The 24,904-nt window shown below is 32.0% G+C and carries 23 protein-coding genes; 19 read left to right on the plus strand and 4 right to left on the minus strand.

The annotated features are described in order from the left end of the window. From ABDZ69_RS04920 to ABDZ69_RS04965, 10 genes are all read left to right on the plus strand, one after another. Entirely contained in the window at window positions 1-3,648 is a 3,648-nt protein-coding gene (locus tag ABDZ69_RS04920; protein WP_343767246.1) for a cobaltochelatase subunit CobN, read from the plus strand. A gap of 22 nt (window positions 3,649-3,670) precedes the next feature. Further along, window positions 3,671-4,219, plus strand: coding sequence for a hypothetical protein (locus ABDZ69_RS04925; RefSeq protein ID WP_343767249.1), 549 nt, complete (start codon window positions 3,671-3,673; stop codon window positions 4,217-4,219). Between the two features lie 13 nt (window positions 4,220-4,232). Then, complete coding sequence (locus ABDZ69_RS04930) at window positions 4,233-5,399, plus strand: ABC transporter substrate-binding protein (RefSeq protein WP_343767251.1); 1,167 nt, start codon at window positions 4,233-4,235, stop codon at window positions 5,397-5,399. Between the two features lie 54 nt (window positions 5,400-5,453). Then, on the plus strand, window positions 5,454-6,482 hold the full coding sequence (locus ABDZ69_RS04935) for a FecCD family ABC transporter permease (RefSeq protein ID WP_343767253.1): 1,029 nt from the start codon (window positions 5,454-5,456) through the stop codon (window positions 6,480-6,482). Then, window positions 6,479-7,723, plus strand: a complete 1,245-nt coding sequence (locus ABDZ69_RS04940) for an ABC transporter ATP-binding protein (RefSeq protein WP_343767254.1) — start codon at window positions 6,479-6,481, stop codon at window positions 7,721-7,723. The genes ABDZ69_RS04935 and ABDZ69_RS04940 overlap by 4 nt, the downstream gene beginning before the upstream one ends. After that, the gene (locus ABDZ69_RS04945; protein WP_343767255.1) at window positions 7,717-8,556 is read left to right on the plus strand and encodes an ABC transporter ATP-binding protein; all 840 of its coding nucleotides are present in this window, start codon (window positions 7,717-7,719) and stop codon (window positions 8,554-8,556) included. Before ABDZ69_RS04940 ends, ABDZ69_RS04945 begins: the two co-directional genes overlap by 7 nt. Then, on the plus strand, window positions 8,556-9,290 hold the full coding sequence (locus ABDZ69_RS04950; RefSeq protein WP_343767257.1) for an ABC transporter permease: 735 nt from the start codon (window positions 8,556-8,558) through the stop codon (window positions 9,288-9,290). Before ABDZ69_RS04945 ends, ABDZ69_RS04950 begins: the two co-directional genes overlap by 1 nt. A gap of 45 nt (window positions 9,291-9,335) precedes the next feature. Next, the gene (locus ABDZ69_RS04955) at window positions 9,336-10,382 is read left to right on the plus strand and encodes a magnesium chelatase ATPase subunit I (RefSeq protein WP_343767259.1); all 1,047 of its coding nucleotides are present in this window, start codon (window positions 9,336-9,338) and stop codon (window positions 10,380-10,382) included. Between the two features lie 18 nt (window positions 10,383-10,400). After that, the gene (locus ABDZ69_RS04960; protein ID WP_343767261.1) at window positions 10,401-12,290 is read left to right on the plus strand and encodes a magnesium chelatase subunit D family protein; all 1,890 of its coding nucleotides are present in this window, start codon (window positions 10,401-10,403) and stop codon (window positions 12,288-12,290) included. 80 nt (window positions 12,291-12,370) lie between these two features. Continuing rightward, on the plus strand, window positions 12,371-12,748 hold the full coding sequence (locus ABDZ69_RS04965; RefSeq protein WP_343767263.1) for a YbaN family protein: 378 nt from the start codon (window positions 12,371-12,373) through the stop codon (window positions 12,746-12,748). Window positions 12,749-12,903: 155 nt separating this feature from the next. Here the strand turns inward: ABDZ69_RS04965 and ABDZ69_RS04970 are convergent, their stop codons facing one another. Further along, complete coding sequence (locus ABDZ69_RS04970) at window positions 12,904-13,191, minus strand: DUF4491 family protein (RefSeq protein ID WP_343767265.1); 288 nt, start codon at window positions 13,189-13,191, stop codon at window positions 12,904-12,906. Window positions 13,192-13,383: 192 nt separating this feature from the next. On the opposite strand from ABDZ69_RS04970, the gene ABDZ69_RS04975 reads away from it, so the two are divergent. The 5 genes from ABDZ69_RS04975 (at window position 13,384) to ABDZ69_RS04995 (ending at window position 17,988) form a co-directional block, all read left to right on the plus strand. Beyond that, window positions 13,384-14,220 (plus strand): glycosyltransferase family 8 protein, encoded by an 837-nt coding sequence (locus ABDZ69_RS04975; protein WP_343767267.1) that lies wholly within the window; start codon window positions 13,384-13,386, stop codon window positions 14,218-14,220. Window positions 14,221-14,334: 114 nt separating this feature from the next. After that, on the plus strand, window positions 14,335-14,616 hold the full coding sequence (locus ABDZ69_RS04980; protein ID WP_343767269.1) for a GNAT family N-acetyltransferase: 282 nt from the start codon (window positions 14,335-14,337) through the stop codon (window positions 14,614-14,616). Window positions 14,617-14,629: 13 nt separating this feature from the next. Next, window positions 14,630-15,826, plus strand: a complete 1,197-nt coding sequence (locus ABDZ69_RS04985) for a phosphoenolpyruvate hydrolase family protein (RefSeq protein WP_343767272.1) — start codon at window positions 14,630-14,632, stop codon at window positions 15,824-15,826. A 106-nt stretch (window positions 15,827-15,932) separates the two neighbouring features. Next, window positions 15,933-17,144, plus strand: a complete 1,212-nt coding sequence (locus ABDZ69_RS04990) for a Tm-1-like ATP-binding domain-containing protein (protein WP_343767275.1) — start codon at window positions 15,933-15,935, stop codon at window positions 17,142-17,144. A gap of 16 nt (window positions 17,145-17,160) precedes the next feature. Then, the gene (locus ABDZ69_RS04995) at window positions 17,161-17,988 is read left to right on the plus strand and encodes a phosphoenolpyruvate hydrolase family protein (RefSeq protein WP_343767277.1); all 828 of its coding nucleotides are present in this window, start codon (window positions 17,161-17,163) and stop codon (window positions 17,986-17,988) included. Window positions 17,989-18,047: 59 nt separating this feature from the next. On the opposite strand, the gene ABDZ69_RS05000 is transcribed toward ABDZ69_RS04995, so the two are convergent. Genes ABDZ69_RS05000 through ABDZ69_RS05010 form a run of 3 tightly spaced genes read right to left on the minus strand, consistent with a single transcriptional unit; the run spans window position 18,048 to window position 21,371 of the window. Then, window positions 18,048-19,178 (minus strand): DHHW family protein, encoded by a 1,131-nt coding sequence (locus ABDZ69_RS05000; protein WP_343767278.1) that lies wholly within the window; start codon window positions 19,176-19,178, stop codon window positions 18,048-18,050. A 19-nt stretch (window positions 19,179-19,197) separates the two neighbouring features. Beyond that, window positions 19,198-20,601: an MBOAT family O-acyltransferase gene (locus ABDZ69_RS05005; protein ID WP_343767281.1), complete on the minus strand. Its 1,404-nt coding sequence runs from the start codon at window positions 20,599-20,601 to the stop codon at window positions 19,198-19,200. 23 nt (window positions 20,602-20,624) lie between these two features. Then, complete coding sequence (locus ABDZ69_RS05010) at window positions 20,625-21,371, minus strand: DUF4358 domain-containing protein (protein WP_343767283.1); 747 nt, start codon at window positions 21,369-21,371, stop codon at window positions 20,625-20,627. Window positions 21,372-21,597: 226 nt separating this feature from the next. Here ABDZ69_RS05010 and ABDZ69_RS05015 point away from each other — a divergent pair, with 226 nt between their 5' ends. From ABDZ69_RS05015 to ABDZ69_RS05030, 4 genes are read left to right on the plus strand one after another with little or no spacing between them, the layout of a single operon-like run. Beyond that, window positions 21,598-22,539, plus strand: a complete 942-nt coding sequence (locus ABDZ69_RS05015) for a CobW family GTP-binding protein (RefSeq protein WP_343767286.1) — start codon at window positions 21,598-21,600, stop codon at window positions 22,537-22,539. A gap of 12 nt (window positions 22,540-22,551) precedes the next feature. Beyond that, entirely contained in the window at window positions 22,552-23,187 is a 636-nt protein-coding gene (locus ABDZ69_RS05020; protein WP_343767288.1) for a GTP-binding protein, read from the plus strand. A gap of 21 nt (window positions 23,188-23,208) precedes the next feature. Further along, window positions 23,209-24,150, plus strand: coding sequence for a permease (locus tag ABDZ69_RS05025; RefSeq protein WP_343767290.1), 942 nt, complete (start codon window positions 23,209-23,211; stop codon window positions 24,148-24,150). Then, window positions 24,151-24,888, plus strand: coding sequence for a TIGR03943 family putative permease subunit (locus ABDZ69_RS05030; RefSeq protein ID WP_343767292.1), 738 nt, complete (start codon window positions 24,151-24,153; stop codon window positions 24,886-24,888). Window positions 24,889-24,904: the final 16 nt, after the last annotated feature.

The raw sequence follows: 24,904 nt of genomic DNA on the forward strand, positions 1-24,904 counted from the left end.
ATGAAGATAACTTTTATAACTGTATCAGCACCTGCTATAAAAAATTTAATAAAAGCGGGGAAGGAAATAGAGTTAAACTATGAAAATGTTCTTGAACTTAAACTTTACTATGGAACTTCAGAGATGGACCATGTGAAAAGTGAAAATATGATTACGGACATAAAAACTAGTGATTTAGTATTTGTAGACCTTATGGGAAGTCCACCAACTGTTATAAATTCTGTATATGAGGGTCTTCAGAAGTGTTTGGGGGATATAATTCCCTATGGAAACTCTGGAAGGGAGTATTTAAGGCTTGGGAAATTTACTGCTGAGACCATGAAGTCAAGGGGCGAAAATACAAAAATGGATATGAGAAACTATTCTCATATAATGAAATATTTTAAGGTAGCGGATCAGCAAAATATTCAAAATATGCTGTATTTAATCCTTAGAGAATATGGTGGCTTTAAAAATATACCCAAACCTAAAGAGCCAAGGGAAGTTGAAGATGCAAGCATATGCCATCCATCAACTATGAAGTCTTATGAAAGCTTTGAAGTATACGAAAAAGACTATCCTTTTAAAGAAGATAAACCTATAGTAGCTATTTTGTTTTATAGTCACATATACCCTGTGGATACTTCAAGATGTATTGGTGAAATTAAGAATAAAATAGAGGAGTTTGCCAATGTATTACCTATTGCTGTTTCAGGCGCTTTCTCGAAAAATAAAGAAAAGCTTTCAAAATTTATTCTAAAATCCACCTCAAAACCCGTGGATTTAATACTAAACTTTATGTCCTTTAGACTTGGTGCAGGGCCCATGGGAGGAGATTTTCAAGGAGGAATAGATCTTCTTAAGGAGGCAAAAGTGCCCTATCTCCATCCTTATTTTATGTCACGAAGAACAAAAGAGGAATGGGAGAATTCTATTCAAGGCTGTAGCACATCAGAAGTGATGATATCTGTTATGCTGCCAGAATTAGATGGAGCCATTGAAACCTATCCTGTAGGGGCTATGGCACAGCCTAAATATAATGTAGAATTTGATGTTTTCACAGATGAACTAGAACTTATTTCTGAGAGAGTAGATAGGTTAATGTGTAGGATTAAAAGGCATATAGCCCTTAGAAAGAAAGATAATAAGGATAAAAGAGTAGCTATAATTTGTTATAACTATCCACCGGGAGAAAGTAACTTATTTGGAGGAGCTTTTTTAGATACCTTTGCATCCGTTGAAAATATATTAAAAAATTTAAAGACCAATAATTATAGTGTAAATAACCTTAAAAAAGAAGAGCTCATGGAGATATTTACCGCAGGTAAAGCTGTAAACTCAGGGAAATACGGTGATGATTGGGAAGATATGATAAGGTATCAGAATGGAAAATACAAAGAAGAATTAAAAAACAGTAATGATTATGAGGAAATGATAGAGCAGTGGGGGGACGTTCCAGGAAGGATTATGACCAATGAAAGTCATGAGTTTTTTATTCCTGGAACAATACAGGGTAACGTTTTTATAGGACTTCAACCAAGTCGAGGGGTTCATGAAGAAAGCGATAAAGTCTATCACGATAAAACTCTACTTCCCCATCATCAATATCAAGCTTTTTACAAATGGATAAGGGAAGAATTTAAAGCAGATGCAATAATTCATGTGGGAACCCATGGCACCTTAGAATTTTTAAAGGGTAAGGAGTGCGGCATGAGTGGGCAGTGTTATCCAGATATGCTCTTAGATGATATTCCTCACATGTATTTATACTATTGTGGAAATCCATCAGAAGGTATTATTGCTAAGAGAAGATCCCATGGAAATCTTATTAGTTATCAACCTCCTGTGTTTATTCAAGGAGAGCTATATGGAGAGTACTCAAAGCTTATGTCTTTAATTGATAATTATCACCAAGCAAGGGCCATATCCCCTCAAAATAGTAAAGACATACTTTTACATATATTAGACATGGCAAAATCCCTTAATCTTCCTGAGGAACTAGAAGAGATAGAAAGTGAACTTTATAGGATGAAGATGAGCCTTATACCTCATGGACTTCATGTATTTGGGAAGGGATTTAATGAGGAAGAAAGCAGGGAATACGTTAAAGGACTACTACGCTATAGTAGAAATGGAATTACCTCTCTTAGAAAACTTGTAGGAAAAGCAAAAGGCTATGATATAGAAGAGCTTATAGATAAGGGAGAATACAAACTTATAAAAAGTATAGATAAAGAAGCAGAGGAAGTTTTTTCTGAGTATATGGATAAGAACCAGTTAAAAGGCTGTGAATACTTAGAAGAAAAAAATAGAGCTGAAATTATAACTACTCTAGAATATGGAAAGAAGGTATGGAAGCTAGTGGAAGAAAACTATGAAATACAAGGGCTATTACATACTTTATCTGGAATATATAATCCTGCAAAATTAGCTGGGGATATATATAGAAATCCTGAAGTTTTGCCTACGGGGTATAATTTATACCAATTTGACCCAAGACTTATACCAACGAGGACGGCCTATGAAAGAGGAAATAAAATATGTGAGAATACTCTAGAAGCTTATAAAAAGGAAAATGGCTCATATCCATTGTCTACAGCTATTATTTTATGGGGACTTGAGACGTCAAGAACTCAGGGAGAAAGTTTTTCTCAAATACTATCTTACTTAGGGGTTAAAATGCTAGATAGTAGAAGTGAGTGGGAATCTAAATATGAGATTATACCTATAAAAGAGCTGGGGAGACCAAGAATAGACGTAACTATTAATATATGTGGGTTCTTTAGAGATATGTTTCCAAACCTCATTGAAACTTTAGACAATATATTTTCAGATATATATGATTTAGAGGAAAGCGATGAAGAAAACTATTTTAAGGCAAATTCTAAGAAAATGTATGAAAAGTTAATTAGTGAAGGATATAGTGAAAAGGAAGCAAAGGAGCTATGTATTTCAAGAATTTTTGGACCTAAAGAAGGAGAATATGGAACTGGTATAACAAAAATAATTGAAACGAAAAACTGGGAAAAAGAAGAGCAGCTAGGAAGTGTATTTATAAGTAGTCTTCAGCATGTTTATAATAGAAAATCACGAGGGAAAAGAGTAGAGGGACTTTATGAGGAAAATCTAAAAGCTGTGGAAATTGTATCTCAGATAAGAAGTAACCATGAATATGAGATTACAGACCTAGATCATTATTACGAGTATTTTGGAGGACTTGCAAAATCTGTAGAGATGGTCAAAGGTAAAAAGGTAAAAATGTATATAACAGATACCACGGGAGAAAGAGTTATTACTGAAAATGTTGAAAAATCCATAGAAAGAGGAGTAAGGACTAGACTTTTAAATCCAAAATGGATTGAGGGAATGCTAGAGCATAAATATCATGGAGTGCAAAAAATTGCACAAATATTTGAAAATATAATGGGCCTTGCAGCAACTACAAATAGAGTGGAAGAATGGATTTATAATGACATGTATAGCCGCTATTTGGAGGATGAAAAACTTAAAGAAAAAATCATAGAAAACAATCCTTATGCTTATGTAGATATCCTTGAACAAATGATGGAATATAACAATAGAGGATATTGGAAGGCAACAGAGGAGCAAATTCAAAAGATAAAAGATATATACCTTCAGGTTGAAGGAGATATAGAAGAAAAGGTATAAAATTATAAGGGAGAGATTTTAGATGAAAAAAGCGATAAAAAAATTATTGGTATTATCAATGGCATTAGGAATACTTGTAGGTTGCGGGGGTAAAACTGGAGAAACTGGTGATAAATCAGGTAAAAATGATACTGCTGTAACATCACAACAAGTAAAATTGGTAGAAAAAGATGGGCTATTAACTTATACAGATACAAAAAACAGCCCCTTCGAAGAAAGTGGATTAAAGATATCCATAAAGAAAGGTAATGAAGGATACGCTAAGTTTATTAAAACTGACCTAAATGGTGGGGAAACCGTTGAATATTATAACTTTGACTATGGTAAAAATATAGCTGGAAAATATTACTATGTGTCAGCTATGGGGACAGGCTTTTACTACTATTATGACCTAGAAAAAGGAGAGCTAGTAAAGGTAGAAGATAAGGAACATAATGATACTACTCAAAAGACAAAAGACTCAAAAAGATGGGATAAAGCAGCTGAGAGTATGGATGAAGAAGTAAAGGCCTTAGAGAAATATTTTAAAGAGCAGTTTAGTATGACAATAAAAGAAGCTGTAGGTAAATAAGGAGGAAATTTTAATGAATATGTTAAAGATAAGAAAAATTATATCAACAGTTGTGTTAGGAGTGGTTATGTTTACATTTGTGGGGTGTTCTGCAAAAACCAATACTGCACCAAAGTCTGATTCTAAAGGAGTTAAAGAAGAAAGTACTGTAAAAAATAAAGATAACAAAATCAAATATGCAACTAAATTTAATGTGGAGTATTTAGATAATGATGTTAAGGTGGTGACAGATGGTGCTGATAAAAAGTTATTATTAGTACCAAAGGGAGGAAAAAAACCAGAAGGGTATGACAATATTCCAGTTATCAATACTCCAATAAATAATGTTTTATTATGTTCGAGTATGCAAACTTCCTTAATAAGACCACTAGATGTATTTAATTCAGTAGGAGCCGTTACAACATACGATGTAGACAAAGGTCATATTGATGAAATAAATGATAGAATGAAAAGTGGTTCAATTACGTATGTAGGGAAAAATACTGCCTTAGACTATGAATTAATTAAATCTAAAAAGCCAGAAGTAGCATTTATTATATCTACAGATGTAGCGAAATTAGGAGCTAAGTTTGAAGAATTAGGAATCCCTTATGTGGTTGAATCTTCATCCTTAGAAAACCATCCTTTAGGAAGAATGGAATGGATAAAATTCATGTCTCTTTTCTATAATAAAGAAGGGGAAGCTGATAAACATTTAGAAAAGGCAGAAGATACTGTTAAGAGAGTAAGTGAAAAAGTTAAGGGAAAAGATAAGCCTATGGTAACAGCTGGAGTTATACACGATGGAAAGTTCTCTGTAAGAGTTGGGGGATCATATCAATCAAAGATGTATGATATAGCTGGTGGAGATTATACTTTTAAAGATTTTGAAATTAATAAAACTGGAGCTGCTTCAATAACTAATGAAGAGTTTTATGCAAAAAGTACTAATGCAGACATATATGTTTTTGAAGGCATGGGAAAAACAAGACCTGAAACTATAAGTGAATTTGTTAAACAAGCACCTATAATAGAAAATATGAAGTCTATTAAAAGTGGAGAATTATGGTCATCACAACCATGGTGGTCTCAGTCAGTGGACAAGCTCGATGAAATTATTGAAGATTTAGCAGCGATTTTTTATCCAGAAGAATTTAAGGGACATGAAGTAAGACATTACTTTAAGGTAGCAAATAGATAAGTATAAAAATGGGAGGGTAAAAAATTACCCTCCTTATAAAATGGAGGAAAGAAAATGGAAGCTATAGATAAAGCAAGGTTTAGACAGGTATTTCTTTTGGTATTTCTGTTGGTTTGTACTTTCTTTGTATTTGCCTTCTGTATTGGATTTGGTTCTGTAAAAATAGAATTAAAGGAAGTTATAAGTATTATTTTTAAAAAGGAAGCTTTTAACCCTACCCATAAAGATATTGTTATGGGTATAAGATTTCCAAGGGCTTTAGGAACATTAATTGGTGGAGCCGCTCTAGCACTTTCAGGACTATTACTTCAAATATTTTTCAAAAACCCTATAGTAGAGCCTTATGTACTGGGAATTTCATCAGGAGCTACCTTATTTGTAGCTTTAATAATGCTTGGAGGAATCACTTTAGGGTTTAAAACTCCATCCCCATATGTATTGGTCTTAGGCGCTTTTTTAGGGGCCTCATTAGTAATGATGTTAGTAGTAGCTTTCGCGGTAAAGGTAAGAGATGTAGTGACTCTTTTAGTTATTGGTATAATGGTTGGATATATTTGCAGTGCGGTGACAAATCTTTTAGTAGCCTTTGCAGATAGTGAGAGATTATATGGTTTTATTATGTGGACTAAAGGAAGTTTTTCAGGCTTTACATGGAAAAATATAAATGTGCTTTTGATTTTTGGTGTTCCCATAATATTTGCTTCATTCTTTGTAGTAAAACCTCTCAACGCATTTTTAATGGGCGAAGAGTATGCTAGGAGTATGGGAGTGGATATTAAGAAATTTAGATTAATAATTATATTAATTGCTAGCATATTAACTGCTGGTGTAACTGCCTTTACAGGCCCTATAGCTTTTGTTGGACTTGCTGTTCCGCATATTTCAAGGTTGATTTTTAGAACCTCAGATAACAGGATACTAATTCCGGGAACAGTTATTATGGGTGCTATAGTTACTTCACTATGCGATTTGATATGTAGAACAATTTTTGCGCCTACAGAACTACCAATTAGCTCTATAACATCCTTTATTGGGGCACCTATTGTAATATATCTCATACTTAAAAGGAGGGCATCTTTATGATAACTCTAAATACAGAAAATCTTTGTGTAGGATATGAAAATAAGGCTATTGTTGATGATATAAACATAAAACTTATAAAGGGAGAAAATCTATGCCTTCTAGGTCCCAATGGTGCAGGTAAAACCACTATTTTAAGAACCCTATCCAAACTTCTAAATCCTATAAAAGGAGCAGTTTATATAGAAGGGCAAAATATTAAGGATATACAAAATAAAGAGCTTTCAAAGAAGATGTCTGTAGTTTTAACTAATAAGTTTAATGGAGGATTAATGACGGTTTTCGATGTGGTATCCATGGGTAGATACCCTTATACAGGTTTTTTTGGATACCTAGGTAAAAAGGATAGGGAAAAAATTTCTGAAGCTTTAAAAACTGTAAATGCAGAAGATATAGCAAAATCTTATTTTGATGAACTAAGTGATGGTCAAAAACAAAAGGTTTTAGTGGCAAGGGCTCTGGTACAGGAACCAGATGTGATTGTTTTAGATGAACCTACAACACATTTAGATATAAAACATAGATTGGAACTTATTGAAATACTGAGAACACTTACAAAGGAAAAAGGAATTACGGTAATACTATCCCTTCATGAAATAGATATGGCGTTAAAAAGTTGTGACAAGGTAGCCCTTGTAAATAAGGGTAAAATAATTGCTTACGGCACACCAGAAGATGTAGTAGATGAAAAAACTATAGAGGAACTATATGAAATAAAAGAGGCTAATTTTAATAATTTACTGGGCTCTATAGAATTATCAAACAGCAATAAACCTAGGGCTTTCGTCATAGGTGGCAGCGGTTATGGAGCTTCTATATACAGGGTACTTACAAAATATAATATAGGCTTTTATACAGGTGTTTTACATGAAAATGATATAGATTATGAAATAGCTAGAACCATAGGATTACCTATATTAAAAGAAAATGCCTTTGAAGGAATAAAAGATGAAAATATAAAAAAGGCGCAAGAAATGATAGATGATGTGCCTTTTGTCATAGACTCAGCTTGCCCCATAGGAGATATTAATAAAAATAATTTACAATTAATTTCCTACGCTTTAAGTAAAGATAAAAAAGTTTTTAGCTTTAGAAAAAAAGAAGAGTGCATAAAACTATACGGTGAAGCGAGTAAAAACATTGAATGTATAGAGGGTATGTATACCTTAGCAGAAAAATTTCTTAGCTATATAGATGAAGAAAGTATAAGAAAAAGCGTAGAGGGGGAGTGTAAAAATTGCTAATTATTAAGAACCTTATAAAGAAATATGATAGTTTAACAGCAGTAAATGATTTAAATTTAGAAATAAAAAAAGGGGAGTTTTTTGGACTTTTAGGGCCAAATGGAGCGGGTAAAAGTACTACTATTAGAATGATAAGTACGCTGACTCCAAAGACGTCTGGAGATATTATTATAAATAATAAAAGCATGGATAGAAATCTTAGAGAAGTTAAGATGAAAATAGGAGTAGTTCCTCAAGGTAATAATTTAGAAATGGAAATGACAGCCTTTGAGAATCTAGAGCTTCATGGAAGGCTTTACAACATGCCTAAAGATATAAGAAGAAAAAAAATAGAGGAGATTTTAGAGTTTATAGAGCTTAAGGAAAGAGCTAATAATCTGGTTAAAGAATATTCAGGAGGTATGAAAAGAAAGCTTATGATTGGGATGGCTCTTATGCATAATCCTGATTTGCTTCTTTTAGATGAACCAACAGTAGGACTAGATGCCACTGCAAGAAGAAGAATGTGGGATTTACTTAAAAGATTAAAAGATGAAGGGCTTACAGTGCTATTAACCACTCATTATATTGAAGAAGCAGAAGTTTTATGTGATAGGGTTGGACTTATAGATGGGGGATGCTTAATTGAATTAGATTCTCCTAAAAACTTAATAGAGAAGGTAGGGAAATACACCGTAGAGTATTACCAAGATGGAGAAACAAAAGAAAGGTTTTTTGAGAAGAAGGAAGAGGCAGCCACCTTTGCCTCTAGCTTACAAGGAAGCGTAAATATTAGACCCTCTAATTTAGAGGATGTATTTATTAAACTAACCAATAAAAGGGTGGTGATATAATGTCAACTTTTCTAAGTGTTTTATGGCAGGAATATGTACTATTTAAAAGAAAGTTTTGGACCATAACTTTAGCCTCCATGATATCCCCTATTTTGTATTTAATAGCCTTTGGGTGGGGCATGGGATCACAAGTAACCATGGATGGAAAACCGTATATTGCTTTTATAATCCCTGGAATTGTTGCTTTAGCTACCATGACTACCAGCTATAACAATACGGCAACTTCTATAAATATATCAAGAATATTTTATAAAAGCTTCGAGGCTTTTATGATAGCACCTATTAGTACATATACCTATGTCCTTGGCAAAATAGTAGCAGGAGCATTAATGGGAATGTATTCTGCATTTTTGATAATAGTTTTATCTCTAGCTGGTGGTACAGGAATCACCATAAGTTTATATTCAGTTTTAATAATTATTCTTAATTGTTTAGTTTTTTCATCCGTAGGCTTTGTAGCAGGAGTATTTATAAATTCTCATAAGGAATTGTCCAAGATTTCCAGCTTTATTATTACTCCAATGTCATTTTTATGCGGTACATTTTTCTCTTTAGATAAAATGCCAAAACTAATAAAAAATATTATATGGATGCTACCGCTGACCCACACCAGTTTAGGACTTAGAAGCAGTGGGGAAGATTTAATAAATATGATTATTCACCCTATTATTTTAATTATCTATTTCATAGTTATATTTTTTATAGGAATTAAAGGGTGTAAAAGTGCAGAATAAGAGGGGACGGTTCGCGAATTTACTTAATGAAGGGAGCTCTATTAAATGAAAAATATAAAAAAGATTTATCCATTTACAGCAATTGTTGGACAAGAAAATATGAAAAAGGCATTGATACTTAATGCTATCAATCCATCTCTTGGAGGAGTTTTAATTAGAGGAGAAAAAGGAACAGCTAAATCCACTGCAGTTCGTGCCTTGGCGGAGCTTTTACCAGAAAGATTACAGGTTGAAGGGTGTGTGTTTGGATGTGATCCTATAGATAAAACCAGCATGTGTTTAAAATGCCGTGAAAAAGTAGAAAAAAGTGAAAAGATAAGTACAGTAAAGGAAAAAATGAAGGTAGTAGATTTACCTGTTAGTGCTACAGAAGACAGAGTAGTAGGTACTTTAGATATTGAGTATGCAATTAAAAAGGGAGAAAAGAAATTTGAACCAGGGATTTTAGCTCTAGCCAATAGAAATATACTTTATGTGGATGAAGTAAATCTTCTTGATGACCATGTGGTGGATGTTTTATTGGACTCTGCGGCTATGGGTGTAAATACAATAGAAAGAGAAGGGGTGTCCTTTTGCCATCCAGCTAAATTCATTCTTGTGGGCACTATGAATCCAGAGGAAGGTGATTTAAGACCTCAGCTTTTAGATAGATTTGGCATGGTAGTTGACGTAATAGGAGAAAGGGATACTGAAAAAAGAGTAGAAGTAATAAAAAGAAGGCTTCAATATGAAAATGATAATGATAATGAAGCATTTATATTAAGTTATGAGGAAGAACAGCAAAAGCTAAGGGATAAAATTTTAAAGGGGAAGGAAATTTTAAAAGAAGTAAATTTTGATGATAAAATACTTGAAATGGCAGCATCAATAAGTATAGAAATGGATGTAGATGGCCATAGAGCGGATATAAGCATAATTAAAACTGCCATGACTATAGCTGCCTTTAATGGTAGGGATAAGGTTGAAAGAGGGGATATGCTAGAAGCAGCACAGCTTGCTCTTCCACATAGAATGAGAAGAAAACCCTTTGAAGAAGGAGAAATGAATTTTTCTAAGGTTGAAGAAATAATTAATGAAATAGCAATGGCATAGTAAAGGAGTGTTTTCTAAGTGAAAAGGGATTATGTATATCCTTTTGCTGCGGTTATTGGACAGGAAAAAGTTAAAAAAGCTCTTATGTTAAATGTAATAAACCCATCTATTGGAGGATTATTAATAAGTGGGGAAAAAGGTACAGCAAAATCAACCTTGGTAAGAGGACTAGCTCAGCTTATAGAGGATATGAAGGTTATTGATGTACCTTTAAATGTAACTGAAGATAGACTAATTGGAACAATTGATATTGAAAAGGCAATTGCTTTAGGTGAGAGAAGTTTTGAAGCAGGATTATTAAAGGAAGCTCATGGCAATATTTTATATATAGATGAAGTTAATCTTTTAAGTAGTCATATTGTTAATTCTATTCTTGAAGCATCCTCCTCTGGGGTAAATCTTGTGGAAAGAGAGGGAATATCCTTTACTCATCCGTCAAAATTTATTTTGGTTGGCACTATGAATCCAGAGGAAGGAAATTTAAGATCCCAATTTTTAGATAGGTTTGGATTATATTTAGAGGTTAAGGGAAGCTCAGATTTAGGGGAAAGAAAAGAAATAATAAAAAGAATATTAAAATATGAAGAAAACCCAGAGGAATATATAAGTAACTGGAAAAAAGAAATGGATAAACTTTTAAGTAAAATTCTAATGGCTAAGAATTATTTATATAAAGTTGAAGTGTCAGAGAACGTAATGAACCTTGCAGTAGAAATTTCTAAGGAAGCAAATTGCTCAGGACACAGGGCAGAACTTGTAATAATTGAAACTGCAAAAGCAATAGCAGCTTTTGAAAATAGAAAAAATATTAAAGTTAGTGATATTAAGGAAGCAGCTGAAATGGCGCTTCCCCATAGAATGAGGGAGGTTCCTACTGAAATAAATGAACCACAGGAAAATGATGAGAAGGCTCAAGAGGAAAATAAAGATAAGTCAAAAGAAGATAATATGGAAGATAACACTGAAGAAAATGATAACCCAATGGAAGAGGATAAATCTAGGGAAAAACCTGATGAAGAATCTGTTGATGATAGTTTAAAGGATGAAAATAAAAATGAAAACTGTGAGGATTCTATAGATGACATAGGCAAAATCTTTACAGTAAAATCTTTAAATATCCAGCCTATGGATAGGAAAAAACGTAAGGGTAGTGGAAAGAGAAGCAAAACAAAAACAGATTTAATTCAAGGAAGGTATGTGAGATACACCTTTCCTAGAGAAAGGATAAGAGATATTGCCTTTGATGCAACCCTTAGAGCTGCTGCGCCATATCAGAAATTAAGAGAGAAAAATGGATTAGCTATTGCTATAAATAAAGGGGATTTTAGAGAAAAGATAAGAGAAAAGAGAACAGGAAGCACCATTTTATTTATAGTAGACGCTAGTGGTTCTATGGGAGCTAAAAAAAGAATGAAAGCAGTTAAGGGAGCAATAGTTTCTCTTCTTGCAGATGCATACCAAAAACGAGATAAGATAGGTATGATAGCTTTTAGAAAGAATAAAGCAGAGGTTTTGTTAAACATTACTCGAAGTGTAGACCTTGCACAAAAGAGTCTTAAAACCCTTCCCACAGGTGGAAAAACTCCACTATCAGCAGGACTCTCTAAAGGATATGAAGTTTTAAAAGGGGCCAAAAGAAAAGATCCAGAAATGGTACCAGTTATAGTTCTTATATCCGATGGAAGAGCAAATTTATCATTTAATGGAGGAGATGCTTTTTCTGAGGCTATTTCTATGGCAAAGAAAATTTTATATGAAGATATTCAATCTATAGTTATAGATACGGAAAATGATTTTATAAAGCTTGGCCTTGCTAAAGAGTTAGCAGAGGCTATGAATGCTAAATACTATAAGCTAGAAGAACTTGAAGCAGGGGAAATTGCCAATACCGTAAGAAGATATCTTTAATTTTATATAAAATTGGAATATAAATGTATTTTTTAGGCATACTTAAGATTAGATTATCTTTAATTAGGAAGGAAAAGATTATGAGAGGTGCAAAGAAAATACTTTATATTACTCTAGGAATATTTTTTCTTGTTTTAGGTTCCATAGGAGCCCTTATTCCAGTACTTCCAACTACTCCCCTGCTTTTATTAGCCTCCCTTTGCTTTGTAAAGGGGTCTGAAAGAGTAGATAGGTGGTTTAAAGATACTAAGCTTTACAAAAGGCACTTGGAAAGATACATAGAGGCAAGAGGTATAACTATGAAGAAAAAAATAATAATACTATTAGTTTCAGATACTATAATAGTTATTTCTCTTATAAGCTCCAAGAGTATACATGTAAAGATTTTTCTAGTTTTATTAATGATGATAAAATGCTACTATTTTATATTTAGAATAAATACCATAAAGGAAGAATAGGAGTGATATTAAATGGGAGATAAAAATCCAAATAAGCCTAAGAAAAAGAAAAAAGTAGTTGAAAATACTACTGTAGATTCAGTAATTGGAACTGAAAAAGAATCAGGAAAGAAAAATAAAAAGTAAGAAAAGAAATGGGTAAATATATGATATATTTACCCATTTCTTTTCTTAGGAAACCATCCTCTATTAACCCTTTCCTTTTGTTCTATAATTTCATGAATACCCCATAAAAAGGTTATGCCAATAATTCCAAGAGAGCCTGATAGCAACATACTTTCAATAATAAAGGATAGGGAGATAGAAAGTATACCTACAATAAGAAATAGTGGCCATAGCTTAGTCCCAAAATGATATTCACCCTTAATTACAATAATGTGACCTATCCCCGTTGAGATTAGCATAACTATACCGATAATCAAACCATAAAAATTTAAAGACATTATTAGTTCACTCCAATTCAATTAATGAATAATATATTTATTACAATATATATTAATTATGACATTTCTAGAATAAATTATTCAAAGATCAATAAGATTTAGCTGTTAATACGTTGGTAACATTTTTCATATATAATGTTTAAAAGAATATTTTCCATAAAGAAATGTTAGAATGAAAGGAAAGAGTTATTTATGAATATTCTTGTTACGTTAAATTCAAATTATATTAAACAGTTGATTGTTATGATCAACTCCATATTAAAATCTAATTCTAATGATAATATTAACCTTTATATTGCCCATAAAGAATTAACAAAAGAGGATTTTAGTAAGATAGAAGCATATGTGGATAAAGAAAGATGTAGGGTTATTTCTGTAAAAGTTACTGATGAGATGTTAAAAAATGCGCCTGTTACTAAACGTTATCCAAGAGAAATGTATTTTAGAATATTTGCAGCACAGTTTCTTCCAAAGAGTTTAGATAGAATTTTATATTTGGATCCAGACTTAGTTGTTATAAATTCCCTTGATGAACTTTATAACATGGATTTTGAAGGCAATTACTACATTGCATCCTCTCATGTTAATAAGGGAATGCAGAAATTAAATGAGTTTCGCCTAGAGATGGACAAGGACTCTCCGTATATAAATTCAGGGGTAATGTTGATGAATTTAACACTTCTTAGAGAGGATCAAAACATAGAATGTGTTTTTGAATATATTGAAAAAAATAAAAATCGTCTATTACTTCCTGACCAAGATGTATTAAGTGGTTTATACGGAGGAAAAACTAAAACGGTAAATTCTCTTATTTATAATCTTAGTGATAGATATTTAAAACTACATAATATGAAGCCTAAAAATTTTAATAACAGAGTAGATTTAGAATGGGTAAAAGAAAATACCGTCATTATTCATTACTGTGGAAGAAACAAGCCTTGGAAGGATAATTACATTGGAGAGCTAGATATATTTTATAAAGAAGTTGAAGATGAAGTGTTTTTTCGTAGAAAAAGATATTTAATATAGATTATTAAGTCCAACGCTTTCTGTAAAAGAAGATTTTATAAAAATCTTGGAACAATGCTAAAGGATTGCTTTAGAAGATTTTAAAATAAGCTATAGGAAGGTTAGGTAGCTAAAATGATTAATTTTACTTCATTTCCTAATATTGAAACAAGAAATCTTCTATACTATCAGGGTAAAGGCTTAATGAAGGAAGCATTATTAAGTGTGATTGAGTATGGTCTTAAGGTGATGAATTTAAAGGCATTAGAGGCCTATACAGAAGAAAACAATATTAAATCAATAAAACTTCTAGAAAAATGCAATTTTACTCTGGCAAATAGAGTTGATGATGAAGGATATTTTAATAATAGAGTTTATCATATGCTGGTGTATAGATTAGAAAATAGTACACAATAGAGGGGTTAATTCTATGTTTAAAAAAGAATACATAATTAATAATTTGAAAAATCAAATACTTATTAATAAACATATAATTGGAGTTGCTGTTGGCTCTGGGCTATCCGCTAAGTACGCAGAGAAAGGTGGAGCAGATATTATATTGGCGCTAAGCTCTGGAAGGTTTAGGCAAATGGGCATAGGTTCTCTTGCTGGCTGGATGCCTTTCTCCAATTCAAATGAACTTGTTATGGAATTTGGTTCTCGAGAAATTATACCAATAGTTAAAAATATACCTGTGATTTTTGGTGTTAATGCAACGGATCCAACTATAAATTTAGAAGAGTATATTGATTTAATAAAAGATAATGGTTTTTCTGGAATTAACAATTTTCCAACAATAGGAATGCTTGAAGGAAAATTTCGTGAAGCATTAGAAGATGAGGGAATTAGTTTTGATAAAGAGGTTCAAGGGATAAAAATTGCCCATGAAAAAAATTTATTTACTATAGCTTTTGTTTTTAATGAAAAACAAGCAGTAGAAATGCTAGGGGCAGGTGCTGATATTATATGTGTACATCTAGGATTAACAGGTGGAGGGGAAGTAGGAGCTAAGAAAATGATTTCATTGGAATCGGCAAAAAATCTTACATCAAAAATATTTAAGACCTGTGATGATATTAGACCTGGAGTGCTAAAAATGATTTATGGAGGTCCTGTTAAAACACCAATAGATATTGATTATATGTACAAAAATACTGAAGCAATAGGGTATATTGGAGGGTCAGCCTTTGAAAGAACTCCCTTCGAGTCTACAATAACAAATACTACAAAATCCTTTAAATTTGCTGGAATTCATGAAAAAGATGAGCTGTTAATAAAAATGATCCAAGGCATAAAAAAGCATTATAGCTATGTTGATTTTGTTAAAGAATATATTTCAAATAACTATATGTATAAAATATTTTTAAGTGATTTAGCATCGGTGTTACATGTATCAAGGCCATATTTAAGTAGTCTTTTTAAAAATGAAGTGGGTTGTACTTTCCCAGAATACTTATCTCAGTTTAGATTAAATAAGGCCAAGGAAATTTTAGAAAAAGAAAATATTCAAATAAGCGAAATCGCCCATATTGTAGGATATAGTGATTATGCTCATTTTAGTAAATCCTTTAAGAAACAAACAGGTTTATCTCCAAAAGAGTATAGAGAAAAAACAAAACCTTTATAAATATTACAAAAACACATGAACATATTACAAAGTAACATGTATATTTTGGTTTTTTAGCTGTATTATTAGATTAGAGTGAAAATTCTACTTATTAAGGAGGTAAACTATGAAGACGATTGCAATTGCAGGAACCTTTGATTCTAAAGGTGAAGAATTTAGCTATGTTAAAGGCATAATTGAAGGCTTGGGGTTAAAAACTTTTATGATTCACACAGGGGTTTTTGAACCTAAGTTTACACCAGATGTATCTAATGATGAAGTTGTACAGGCTGTAGGTGGTGACATCAAAGAAATTGCAGCTAAAAAAGATAGAGCATTAGCCACCGATACTTTAGCACGAGGAATGGAAAAGCTATTGCCAAAGCTTTATTCAGAAGGAAAATTTGATGGAATTCTTTCCTTTGGAGGAAGTGGAGGTACTTCAATTGTTACTCCTGGAATGAGAGCCCTTCCAATAGGGGTGCCTAAGGTTATGGTATCTACTGTTGCAGCTGGAGATGTATCTATGTATGTAGGAACTAGTGATATATTTATGTATCCATCCATTGTGGACGTGGCAGGGTTAAATTCTATTTCCACAAAAATTTTTACTAATGCTGCCTTTGCAATAGCTGGTATGGTTAAGTTTGAAAATAAAACTACTTTAAACAAAAAGCCTCTAATTGCAGCAACTATGTTTGGTGTTACAACTCCATGTATAAATAAATCTAGAGAATATTTAGAAAAGCTTGGGTACGAGGTTTTAATATTCCACGCCACAGGAACTGGTGGAAGAGCTATGGAAAGCCTAATAAGGGACGGCTATATAGAAGGGGTTTTAGATATTACAACAACGGAATGGTGTGATCAATTATTTGGTGGAAATATGGCAGCAGGGGAAGATAGACTTGAAGCGGCTGTACTTAATAAAATACCTCAAGTTGTTTCCGTTGGGGCATTAGATATGGTTAACTTTGGCCCTATATCCTCTGTTCCAAGCAAATATACAGGACGTAATTTATATAAACATAATCCAACGGTGACATTAATGAGAACTACAGTAGAAGAAAATAGACAGTTAGGTTTAGTAATTGCTGAGAAGTTGAACATGGCTCAAAGAAAAACAGCCTTACTTTTACCACTGAAAGGGGTTTCTCTTTTAGATTCAGAAGGGCAGCAATTTTATGGAGCTAACGAAGACGCTATGTTATTTAAGACATTGAAAGAAAATATAACTAATCCATTAGTAGAGATTATAGAGATAAATACAAATATTAATGACGAAGAATTCTCGATTACTGCTGCGGAAAAATTAGTTCAATTATTAAATGAAAAATAGTTAGGAGGGATTTTAAATGGCAAAATCACGTAGTGAAGTTTTAAATAGATTGAAAGAGGAAATTAAATCAGGGAAAATAATTTTAGGAGCAGGTGCTGGGGCAGGTATTTCTGCTAAAAGTGCTGAAGCTGGTGGAGTAGATTTAATTATAATATATAACTCAGGAAAATATAGAATGGCAGGAAGAGGGTCCCTTGCAGGTTTATTATCCTACGGGGATGCTAACCAAATTGTAGTTGAAATGGGTAGAGAAGTGTTGCCTGTTGTTAAAGATACTCCTGTATTAGCAGGGGTTTGTGGAACAGATCCATTTAGAGTAATGGAAGTGTTTTTAAAAGAGCTTAAAGAACAGGGATTTGCAGGAGTGCAAAACTTCCCAACGGTTGGACTTATTGATGGAGTTTTTAGACAAAACCTTGAAGAAACGGGAATGGGATATGGTTTAGAAGTTGAAATGATAAGAAAAGCCCATGAATTAGATCTAGTAACTTCACCATATGTATTTGATAAAGAACAAGCTATTGCCATGGCAAAGGCCGGAGCAGATATATTAGTAGCACATATGGGGCTAACAACTAAAGGAACCATCGGTGCTAAAACAGCACTTACATTGGATGATTGTGTTGTAAAAGTACAGGAGATATGCGATGCTAGTAAGTCGGTAAATCCAGATATTATAGTTTTATGTCACGGTGGACCAATAGCAGAGCCTGAGGATGCTCAATATATAATGTCAAAAACTCATGGTGTTGAAGGCTTCTTTGGAGCATCTAGTATAGAAAGGTTTGCCACTGAGGTTGGTATAAAAAATCAAACTGAAGCATTTAAAAATATTAAGAAATAAATAGAGAAAAAGCGAAAGGTTTTAGAGACCTATCGCTTTTTCTATTTAAGGTTAAGATACTACTTAAACTTTAAATTCATTATGGAACTATCTTCTACAAAGGATAAAATATTATAAACTAGCAAAACTTCCTCTATATTATTTTCTTTCATGTAATTTCCTACACTCATATTAAAATACCTAAGATCCATGACGTGAATTTCACCATAGTTGTTAGTTAGGAAAGGTATAAGGCTGTGAGCATAGGAATCCTTAATAACAAGAAGCTTCTTATCTTTATTAATATCAGTTTTTATAACGGTAAGAGCGTGATTGCCATCAAGAAACAGGGAATACTTGTCCTTGCTATTTAGGTGTTTGAATTCATATAGACTATGGCTGGAGGTATTTGTATCTAGATATTCCACAGTATATGAAGGCTCTTTTTTCGGTTTAAATATATGAATGGAATCTGAACTGGCAGTCCTATAATTTCCTTTAGAATATAGTGTTCCATAAAACTCATCTGTTACCTTTTCCACGTTAAAATCCTCTATTGCCAAAGGGGTATATCCCATTTTACTACCTAAATAATTATAAGCATAGTAAGCGCCAAAAGAAGTCCAATGATGATCTGTTTTATAATATATATATTCATTTTTATGCTCTGAAAGAGCTTTATAGCCATCAATGAAACTAATAGAAGAATCTAGTTTATTCTGTACAGAATTTATTATATATAATTGATTCTCAGAACTTGCAAAGGGAGGGAGTTTATTCTTTAATATCTCTACTGAATTTGGAGCCAAAAGAAAATATATTTTATTCCCTGTATTGTTCTTCCCAAACATATTTATTGCCTGGAGGTTTTTATTTAAAATTTCTTCATCTACTTTATCTACCTTTTGAAGCAAATATCCGTCTTTCCCTAAATACACTCCATTATTATCTCTCTTTTGCAGCAATCTTTCTGAAGAGGCTTTAACTTCTACCCAAAAATCCCTAAAGGGAAATTGATCCGTAATATATGCTTCATATTCTTTGGTAAATTTACCGTTCTTTAAGGTTTCCCATGAAAAGGTTGGCTTTCCCTTAAGCATTCTATTTTCTTCCTCAGAAAACTCCCTATCAGGAAAGGTAAAGTTTATTATAGCCATAGTTCCTAAGAACAGCATAATTATGAAGCTTAAAATTATCCTATATACTTTCATTTAGCATACCTCCTTTTGCCTAGAATCTAAAGTATAAGAAAGGATTATAAGTGGCATCAACTAAATATGCTGTTGAAAGAAACATAATCATAGTAATAAAAGATATAGAAGCAAAATGGTAAAATCCTTCCCATTTAATTTTCAACCTATATATAAACTTATGTATAATAGGAGTTGATGCTAGGGCTGCAATAAATAAAATAATTGCATAATTATATAAAAGGTATATGCACCTTGAATTTATAAAGTCTATAGGTGATAGGCCAAACATAGCTTTTAAATAATTAATGCCCTTAGGTAAGCTTTCAAAATAAAATAATACCCAGCCCACTAAAATGAGTAGAAGGGAATAAATATGACATAGAGCTTTTGGCACTCTTTTTAAAACTTTAAGCAATAGGGTTTTTTCTAGAAGGATTATAATACCGAAATAAAGTCCCCATAATATAAAGTTCCAGCTTGCACCATGCCATAACCCTGTAAGAAACCATACTATAAATAAATTTCTATAAAACCTTGGCTTAGTGCAGCGGCTTCCACCTAAGGGGATGTATACATAATCCTTAAACCAAGTACCTAAAGATATATGCCATCTTCTCCAAAAATCAGTTATGCTTTTTGAGGTATAGGGGTACTTGAAGTTTTCAGGAAAATCAAAACCAAAGATCTTACCAAGGCCAATAGCCATATCTGAATATCCGCTAAAATCAAAATATATTTGGAAAGCAAAGGAGAGGATTCCTATCCATGCTGTCACAATAGTCAGTTCTTCTGGCATACTTTGAATCTCATTCCACAGAACTCCTATATTATTTGCTATTAAAACCTTTTTCCCAAGACCAATTATGAACCTTTCTAAGCCTTGTCCGAAGTCAGCTAGACTTTCCTTTCGGTTTTTCAACTGATATGCTATAGTATCATATAAAACAATTGGCCCTGCAACTAGCTGGGAGAATAGACTAACATAGGTTCCGTAGTCTATAATATTCTTTTGCGCAGGGAATTTTCCTCTATAAACGTCAATGGTATAGGACATGGTTTGAAAGGTATAAAAGGAAATACCTATAGGCATTGTAACATTGAAATTTCTTAAGGAAACACCAAATAAGTCATTAATGCTTCCTATAAGAAACCTATAGTACTTAAAAAAACCTAGAAGCCCTAAATTAATGAATATAGATAAAAGTAGCATGGTTTTAGCTATAGCCTTTTCCTCTCGACGACTATCTATGACAATTCCACAAGTATAATCTACCAGAGAGGAAAAAATCATAATTACTATATATACGGGTTCTCCCCAGGCGTAAAAAATAAGACTAGCTAGAAATAATATTAAATTTCGAAATCTTTTGGGTGCAACATAGTAAACTAAAATTACACTTGGTAAAAATAAAAATAGAAATAATAGGCTGCTAAATACCATAGTAAATCTCCTTGAGCAATAGCTTATTTACTAAAGAAACTATTAAAAATTTCCTCTGCTTTTTCTTGATTATCGGAAATACAGTACATTATATAGTTATCCTTCTCTAAGATAATATAATTTTGTACCTTTTCATACTGGTCAGGGAGATATTGTTTCCACACATTTGTTAATTGCTCCTGTCTTTTTAATATACCTTCTTTTACTTTTTCAATATTCTTTTTATCTTTTACCTTAAATACTGATACTTCGTCACTTTTTACATTCATCATAGCTTGATAAATTGCAAATTCAGAAACTAAGGTGGTGTCTAAAGCATAAAATTCTTTAGCACGTTCTTCATCCATTTCTAAAGTAGCTGGAAATTCCAAATCCTTTACTATCTTATCTGCAATGTCTTTCGTTGCTACGGACTTTTCTTCAGGCTTTGGAGTTGGTTTTTCTTCAGGTTTTGGAGCGGTTGGCTTTACCGTTTCCTGTTTTGGTGGTTGTGGTTTAGGGGTCTCAGGTTTAGCTACTTCAGGTTTAGAAGTTTCCGGCTTAGTAGTTTCAGGTTTAGTCACAGACTCTACGGGTTTTTCAGGTTTAGTAGTTTCATCTGCAGTAGAGTTATCTTCAGGTTTTGTATCCTCATCCTCTTTTTCAATGTTTTCTTCCACAACACTTTGATTATCGTTTACGTTACCTGCATCTTTTGATTTATTACCACAACCAACAGATGTAATAATTAAAATAGTTGAAAGAATTATTAGTATTTTTTTTCTTAGCATTTATATGCCCTCCTTATGATGTTTTATTTTTCCTATAAATTATTACGGAAATAAAATTCCATAGTTCAATTATTAAAAGATTAAATGGATTAAATAAGTAATATTTAAACTGCTAATTCAATATATATTAGTATAATATAAGGAGTAAATGCAAATCAATTGCATTTACTTTGTTTTTTAAATATAATAATTATGTGGAAAATTTTATATAAAGTGAGGTAAGAAAATGAAGACGAAGGTTGATATTATTTCTGGGTTCTTAGGCGCAGGAAAAACAATGCTTATTAAAAAGCTTATTAAAGAAAATTTTATTAAAGAAAACATTGTAATAATAGAAAATGAATTTGGTGAAGTAGGTATCGATGGAAGCATTTTAGCTAAGAGTAAAATAAATATAAAGGAAATAAATTCAGGGTGCATTTGTTGCAGTGTTTCAGGAAATTTTGTACAAGCAATAAAGGAGATGTGCATTAAATATAATCCAGAAAGAATTATAATAGAACCTTCTGGAGTTGGAAAGCTTTCAGAAATATTATCTGTTATAAACCAACCTGAAGTAAAAAATATTGTAACACTTAATATGGTTATTACCGTTGTAGACGTTAGTAGATTTCATATGTACATTAAAAATTTCAGTGAGTTTTACAAAAATCAAATAACTAATGGTAAAACTATTGTTTTAAGTAGAAGCCAAAACCTATCTAAAGAAGAATTAGCAGATATTATGGAAAAAATCAATAAGTTAAATAGGGAGGCTATTATAATATCAACACCTTGGGATGAAATAAAAGGGGATAAGATAATAAATGCTGCAGAAAAAGAAAAGATAGATTTAGAACTTGAAAAGGTTAATTTAAATAAAGGAAGATTTAAATTAGGAAATAATCACTCTGCCAGTGAAGTATTTCAAACCTTTGGCATGGAAACCCCAAAAATATATAACAAAGAAAAGTTGGCTAGTATTTTAAGAGAATTAAAGGATGAGGAGAAGTATGGAAAGGTATTGAGGGCAAAAGGAATATTACAGGAAAATAAGGTGGAATGGGTGCAGTTTGACTATGTTCCCAATGAAATACAAATACAAAAGATAGAAGCTGATTATACTGGGAGACTATGTGTGATTGGTAGTAATTTAAATAAAGAAAATCTAAAAAAATTATTCTTATAGTAGGTAGAGATTATGAATACAGATATTGAAATAGTAACAGGCTTTTTAGGTTCTGGTAAAACTTCATTTATAAATGCATTAGTAGAAAGTACTTTAGTAGATAATGAGAAGGTACTTATAATTCAATGTGAAAGAGGACTTAGGGAAATACAAAAGACCATAATAGAAGATAAAAGGGTGAAGATAAAATTATATGATGCAGAAAAACCTTTAACAGAAGAGTACCTTAAATATGCTCTAACTCTTTATAGACCACATAGAGTAATAATTGAACACAATGGAACAAGAAATCTTATTGAAACTTTAAATATATTTAACAGTAAAGCTTTAAAGAAACACTGCAAGATAACTACTATTTTCTATATTTCAGAAGCTTCGGTGTTTAATTTTTATTTAGATAATATGGGAGGCTTTTTACTTCCAGCAGTAGAGTATAGCAACTTAATTTTAATAAATAACATAAATGAGGTAGGAAAAGAAGAAATAGATAAAATCCATAAGAAGATTGATTCCATAAACCCATATGCCATTATTATAGGAGTTAAAAAAGGCGAATCAATAAAGGCTATGGTCCAAAAAGAAAAAATATTAGAGGAAGGCTTTTTAAAAAAACTGAGGATATTCTTTAAAAATATAGTTTATAGATAAATATTATGATAGGAGAAAAATATGGAAGGTATTAACTTAGGTTTTGAGTATTTTAAAAATTTTTCTGTTATATTTATAAGCATAATAATTGAAGCAATTCCATTTATATTATTAGGCTCCCTTGTATCTGCATTAATTCAAATCTTTGTATCACAAGAGTTTATAGAGAAAATTATTCCTAGAAATAAGATTTTAGGATATATTGGAGCTGGATTAATGGGAATGGTATTTCCAGTGTGTGAATGTGCTATTGTCCCTATTGCTAGAAGACTTATGAAAAAGGGAGTTCCTGCAGGTGCTACCACAACTTTTATGTTAGCGGTGCCAATAGTAAATCCAGTAGTTTTGATGTCCACTTATTATGCCTTCTATGATAAGCCTATTATAGTGTTATTAAGGGCTATGTTTGGGTTTTTAGTGGCAATTACCATAGGTTTTTTAATTGATTACGGAAGCTATAATAAAGAGAATCCAGCAAAAACAGAGAGCTTTGATAATGAAAGAGGATGTCTTTGTGGATGTGGTTTTGATAGAGTATATGGCAATTCTAAGTTCAAAAGTATACTAGAACACACAATAATAGAGTTTCAAGATATAAGTAAATATTTAATATTTGGAGCTTTTATATCCTCCATGTTTCAAATTACGGTACCACGAAACTCAATAAAATCCATAGGATTAAACAATGTGTATTCAGTGATAATTATGATAGCTTTGGCATTTTTACTATCTATTTGTTCAGAAGCAGATGCTTTTATAGCTAAAACTTTTTCAGCACAGTTTACAACGGGTTCCATTATAGCATTTCTAGTTTTAGGACCTATGCTTGATATAAAGAATACATTAATGCTTATGGGCAATTTTAAAAGGGGATATGTGGCTAAAATAATAATCTATACATTAGGTTTATCTTTTATTATTGGATGTATAGTAAATTTTATGAGTAGATTTGGAGTGATATAGATGAAGAGATTTAATTTTCATGAGTTAGTATGGTTCATTATACTGTCAGGTTTTACATTTTATTTTTACTATTTATTTTACACAGGGAAGATAGCTATGTATATTGCTCCAAGAATGATGCTTTATGTGAAATTTTCCGTGGGAGTATTTCTAATACTATCCCTATATCAGTTTACTAAAATCTTTACGGTGCAAACAAGAAATAAGATTAATAAAAGTTATATTTTACTTTGGACTACCCTTGTTATTGGAATGACTTCATCTCAAATGGAATTAACCTCAAGCATTGCAGATAAAAGAGGGGTAAATATAAATATCAATAGAAGTGTATCAATGGGTACATCTAATGAAGATATTTATGACGAAGTCTTAATTGAATTTAATGATGATAATTATTTAGAAAGATTATATTCCATAGAAGAGAATATAGAAAAGTATAAGGGTAAAAGGGTATGTATTTCTGGATTCGTATTTAAGGACAAGGGGTTAAACCAGGGAGAATTTGTTGTAGGAAGAATGGTTATGACATGTTGTGCGGCAGATTCTCAAATTATAGGTTTAGTAAGCAAGTGGGAGGAGAGTGAAAATTTAAAAACAGATGAATGGGTGAGAATAGAGGGGGTTATTGAATCAATTTTATATAAAGAGCCATCAGGCAAAGAAATTGAGTTGCCTGCAATTAAAGTTGAAAAGTTAGAAAAAATAGATAGGCCTGATAATGTATATATATACTTTTAATATTTATTAATAAAAG

The sequence above is a fragment of the Clostridium malenominatum genome, from assembly GCF_039521365.1.
Lineage (GTDB): Bacteria > Bacillota > Clostridia > Clostridiales > Clostridiaceae > Clostridium_AW > Clostridium_AW malenominatum.

What these genes read in the sequence shown, in the direction of transcription:
- ABDZ69_RS04920 (WP_343767246.1), top strand. Translation starts at nt 1, where the DNA reads ATGAAGATAACTTTTATAACTGTATCAGCACCTGCTATAAAAAATTTA.
- ABDZ69_RS04925 (WP_343767249.1), top strand. Translation starts at nt 3,671, where the DNA reads ATGAAAAAAGCGATAAAAAAATTATTGGTATTATCAATGGCATTAGGA.
- ABDZ69_RS04930 (WP_343767251.1), top strand. Translation starts at nt 4,233, where the DNA reads ATGAATATGTTAAAGATAAGAAAAATTATATCAACAGTTGTGTTAGGA.
- ABDZ69_RS04935 (WP_343767253.1), top strand. Translation starts at nt 5,454, where the DNA reads ATGGAAGCTATAGATAAAGCAAGGTTTAGACAGGTATTTCTTTTGGTA.
- ABDZ69_RS04940 (WP_343767254.1), top strand. Translation starts at nt 6,479, where the DNA reads ATGATAACTCTAAATACAGAAAATCTTTGTGTAGGATATGAAAATAAG.
- ABDZ69_RS04950 (WP_343767257.1), top strand. Translation starts at nt 8,556, where the DNA reads ATGTCAACTTTTCTAAGTGTTTTATGGCAGGAATATGTACTATTTAAA.
- ABDZ69_RS04955 (WP_343767259.1), top strand. Translation starts at nt 9,336, where the DNA reads ATGAAAAATATAAAAAAGATTTATCCATTTACAGCAATTGTTGGACAA.
- ABDZ69_RS04965 (WP_343767263.1), top strand. Translation starts at nt 12,371, where the DNA reads ATGAGAGGTGCAAAGAAAATACTTTATATTACTCTAGGAATATTTTTT.
- ABDZ69_RS04970 (WP_343767265.1), bottom strand. Translation starts at nt 13,191, where the DNA reads ATGTCTTTAAATTTTTATGGTTTGATTATCGGTATAGTTATGCTAATC.
- ABDZ69_RS04975 (WP_343767267.1), top strand. Translation starts at nt 13,384, where the DNA reads ATGAATATTCTTGTTACGTTAAATTCAAATTATATTAAACAGTTGATT.
- ABDZ69_RS04980 (WP_343767269.1), top strand. Translation starts at nt 14,335, where the DNA reads ATGATTAATTTTACTTCATTTCCTAATATTGAAACAAGAAATCTTCTA.
- ABDZ69_RS04985 (WP_343767272.1), top strand. Translation starts at nt 14,630, where the DNA reads ATGTTTAAAAAAGAATACATAATTAATAATTTGAAAAATCAAATACTT.
- ABDZ69_RS04990 (WP_343767275.1), top strand. Translation starts at nt 15,933, where the DNA reads ATGAAGACGATTGCAATTGCAGGAACCTTTGATTCTAAAGGTGAAGAA.
- ABDZ69_RS04995 (WP_343767277.1), top strand. Translation starts at nt 17,161, where the DNA reads ATGGCAAAATCACGTAGTGAAGTTTTAAATAGATTGAAAGAGGAAATT.
- ABDZ69_RS05000 (WP_343767278.1), bottom strand. Translation starts at nt 19,178, where the DNA reads ATGAAAGTATATAGGATAATTTTAAGCTTCATAATTATGCTGTTCTTA.
- ABDZ69_RS05005 (WP_343767281.1), bottom strand. Translation starts at nt 20,601, where the DNA reads ATGGTATTTAGCAGCCTATTATTTCTATTTTTATTTTTACCAAGTGTA.
- ABDZ69_RS05010 (WP_343767283.1), bottom strand. Translation starts at nt 21,371, where the DNA reads ATGCTAAGAAAAAAAATACTAATAATTCTTTCAACTATTTTAATTATT.
- ABDZ69_RS05015 (WP_343767286.1), top strand. Translation starts at nt 21,598, where the DNA reads ATGAAGACGAAGGTTGATATTATTTCTGGGTTCTTAGGCGCAGGAAAA.
- ABDZ69_RS05020 (WP_343767288.1), top strand. Translation starts at nt 22,552, where the DNA reads ATGAATACAGATATTGAAATAGTAACAGGCTTTTTAGGTTCTGGTAAA.
- ABDZ69_RS05025 (WP_343767290.1), top strand. Translation starts at nt 23,209, where the DNA reads ATGGAAGGTATTAACTTAGGTTTTGAGTATTTTAAAAATTTTTCTGTT.
- ABDZ69_RS05030 (WP_343767292.1), top strand. Translation starts at nt 24,151, where the DNA reads ATGAAGAGATTTAATTTTCATGAGTTAGTATGGTTCATTATACTGTCA.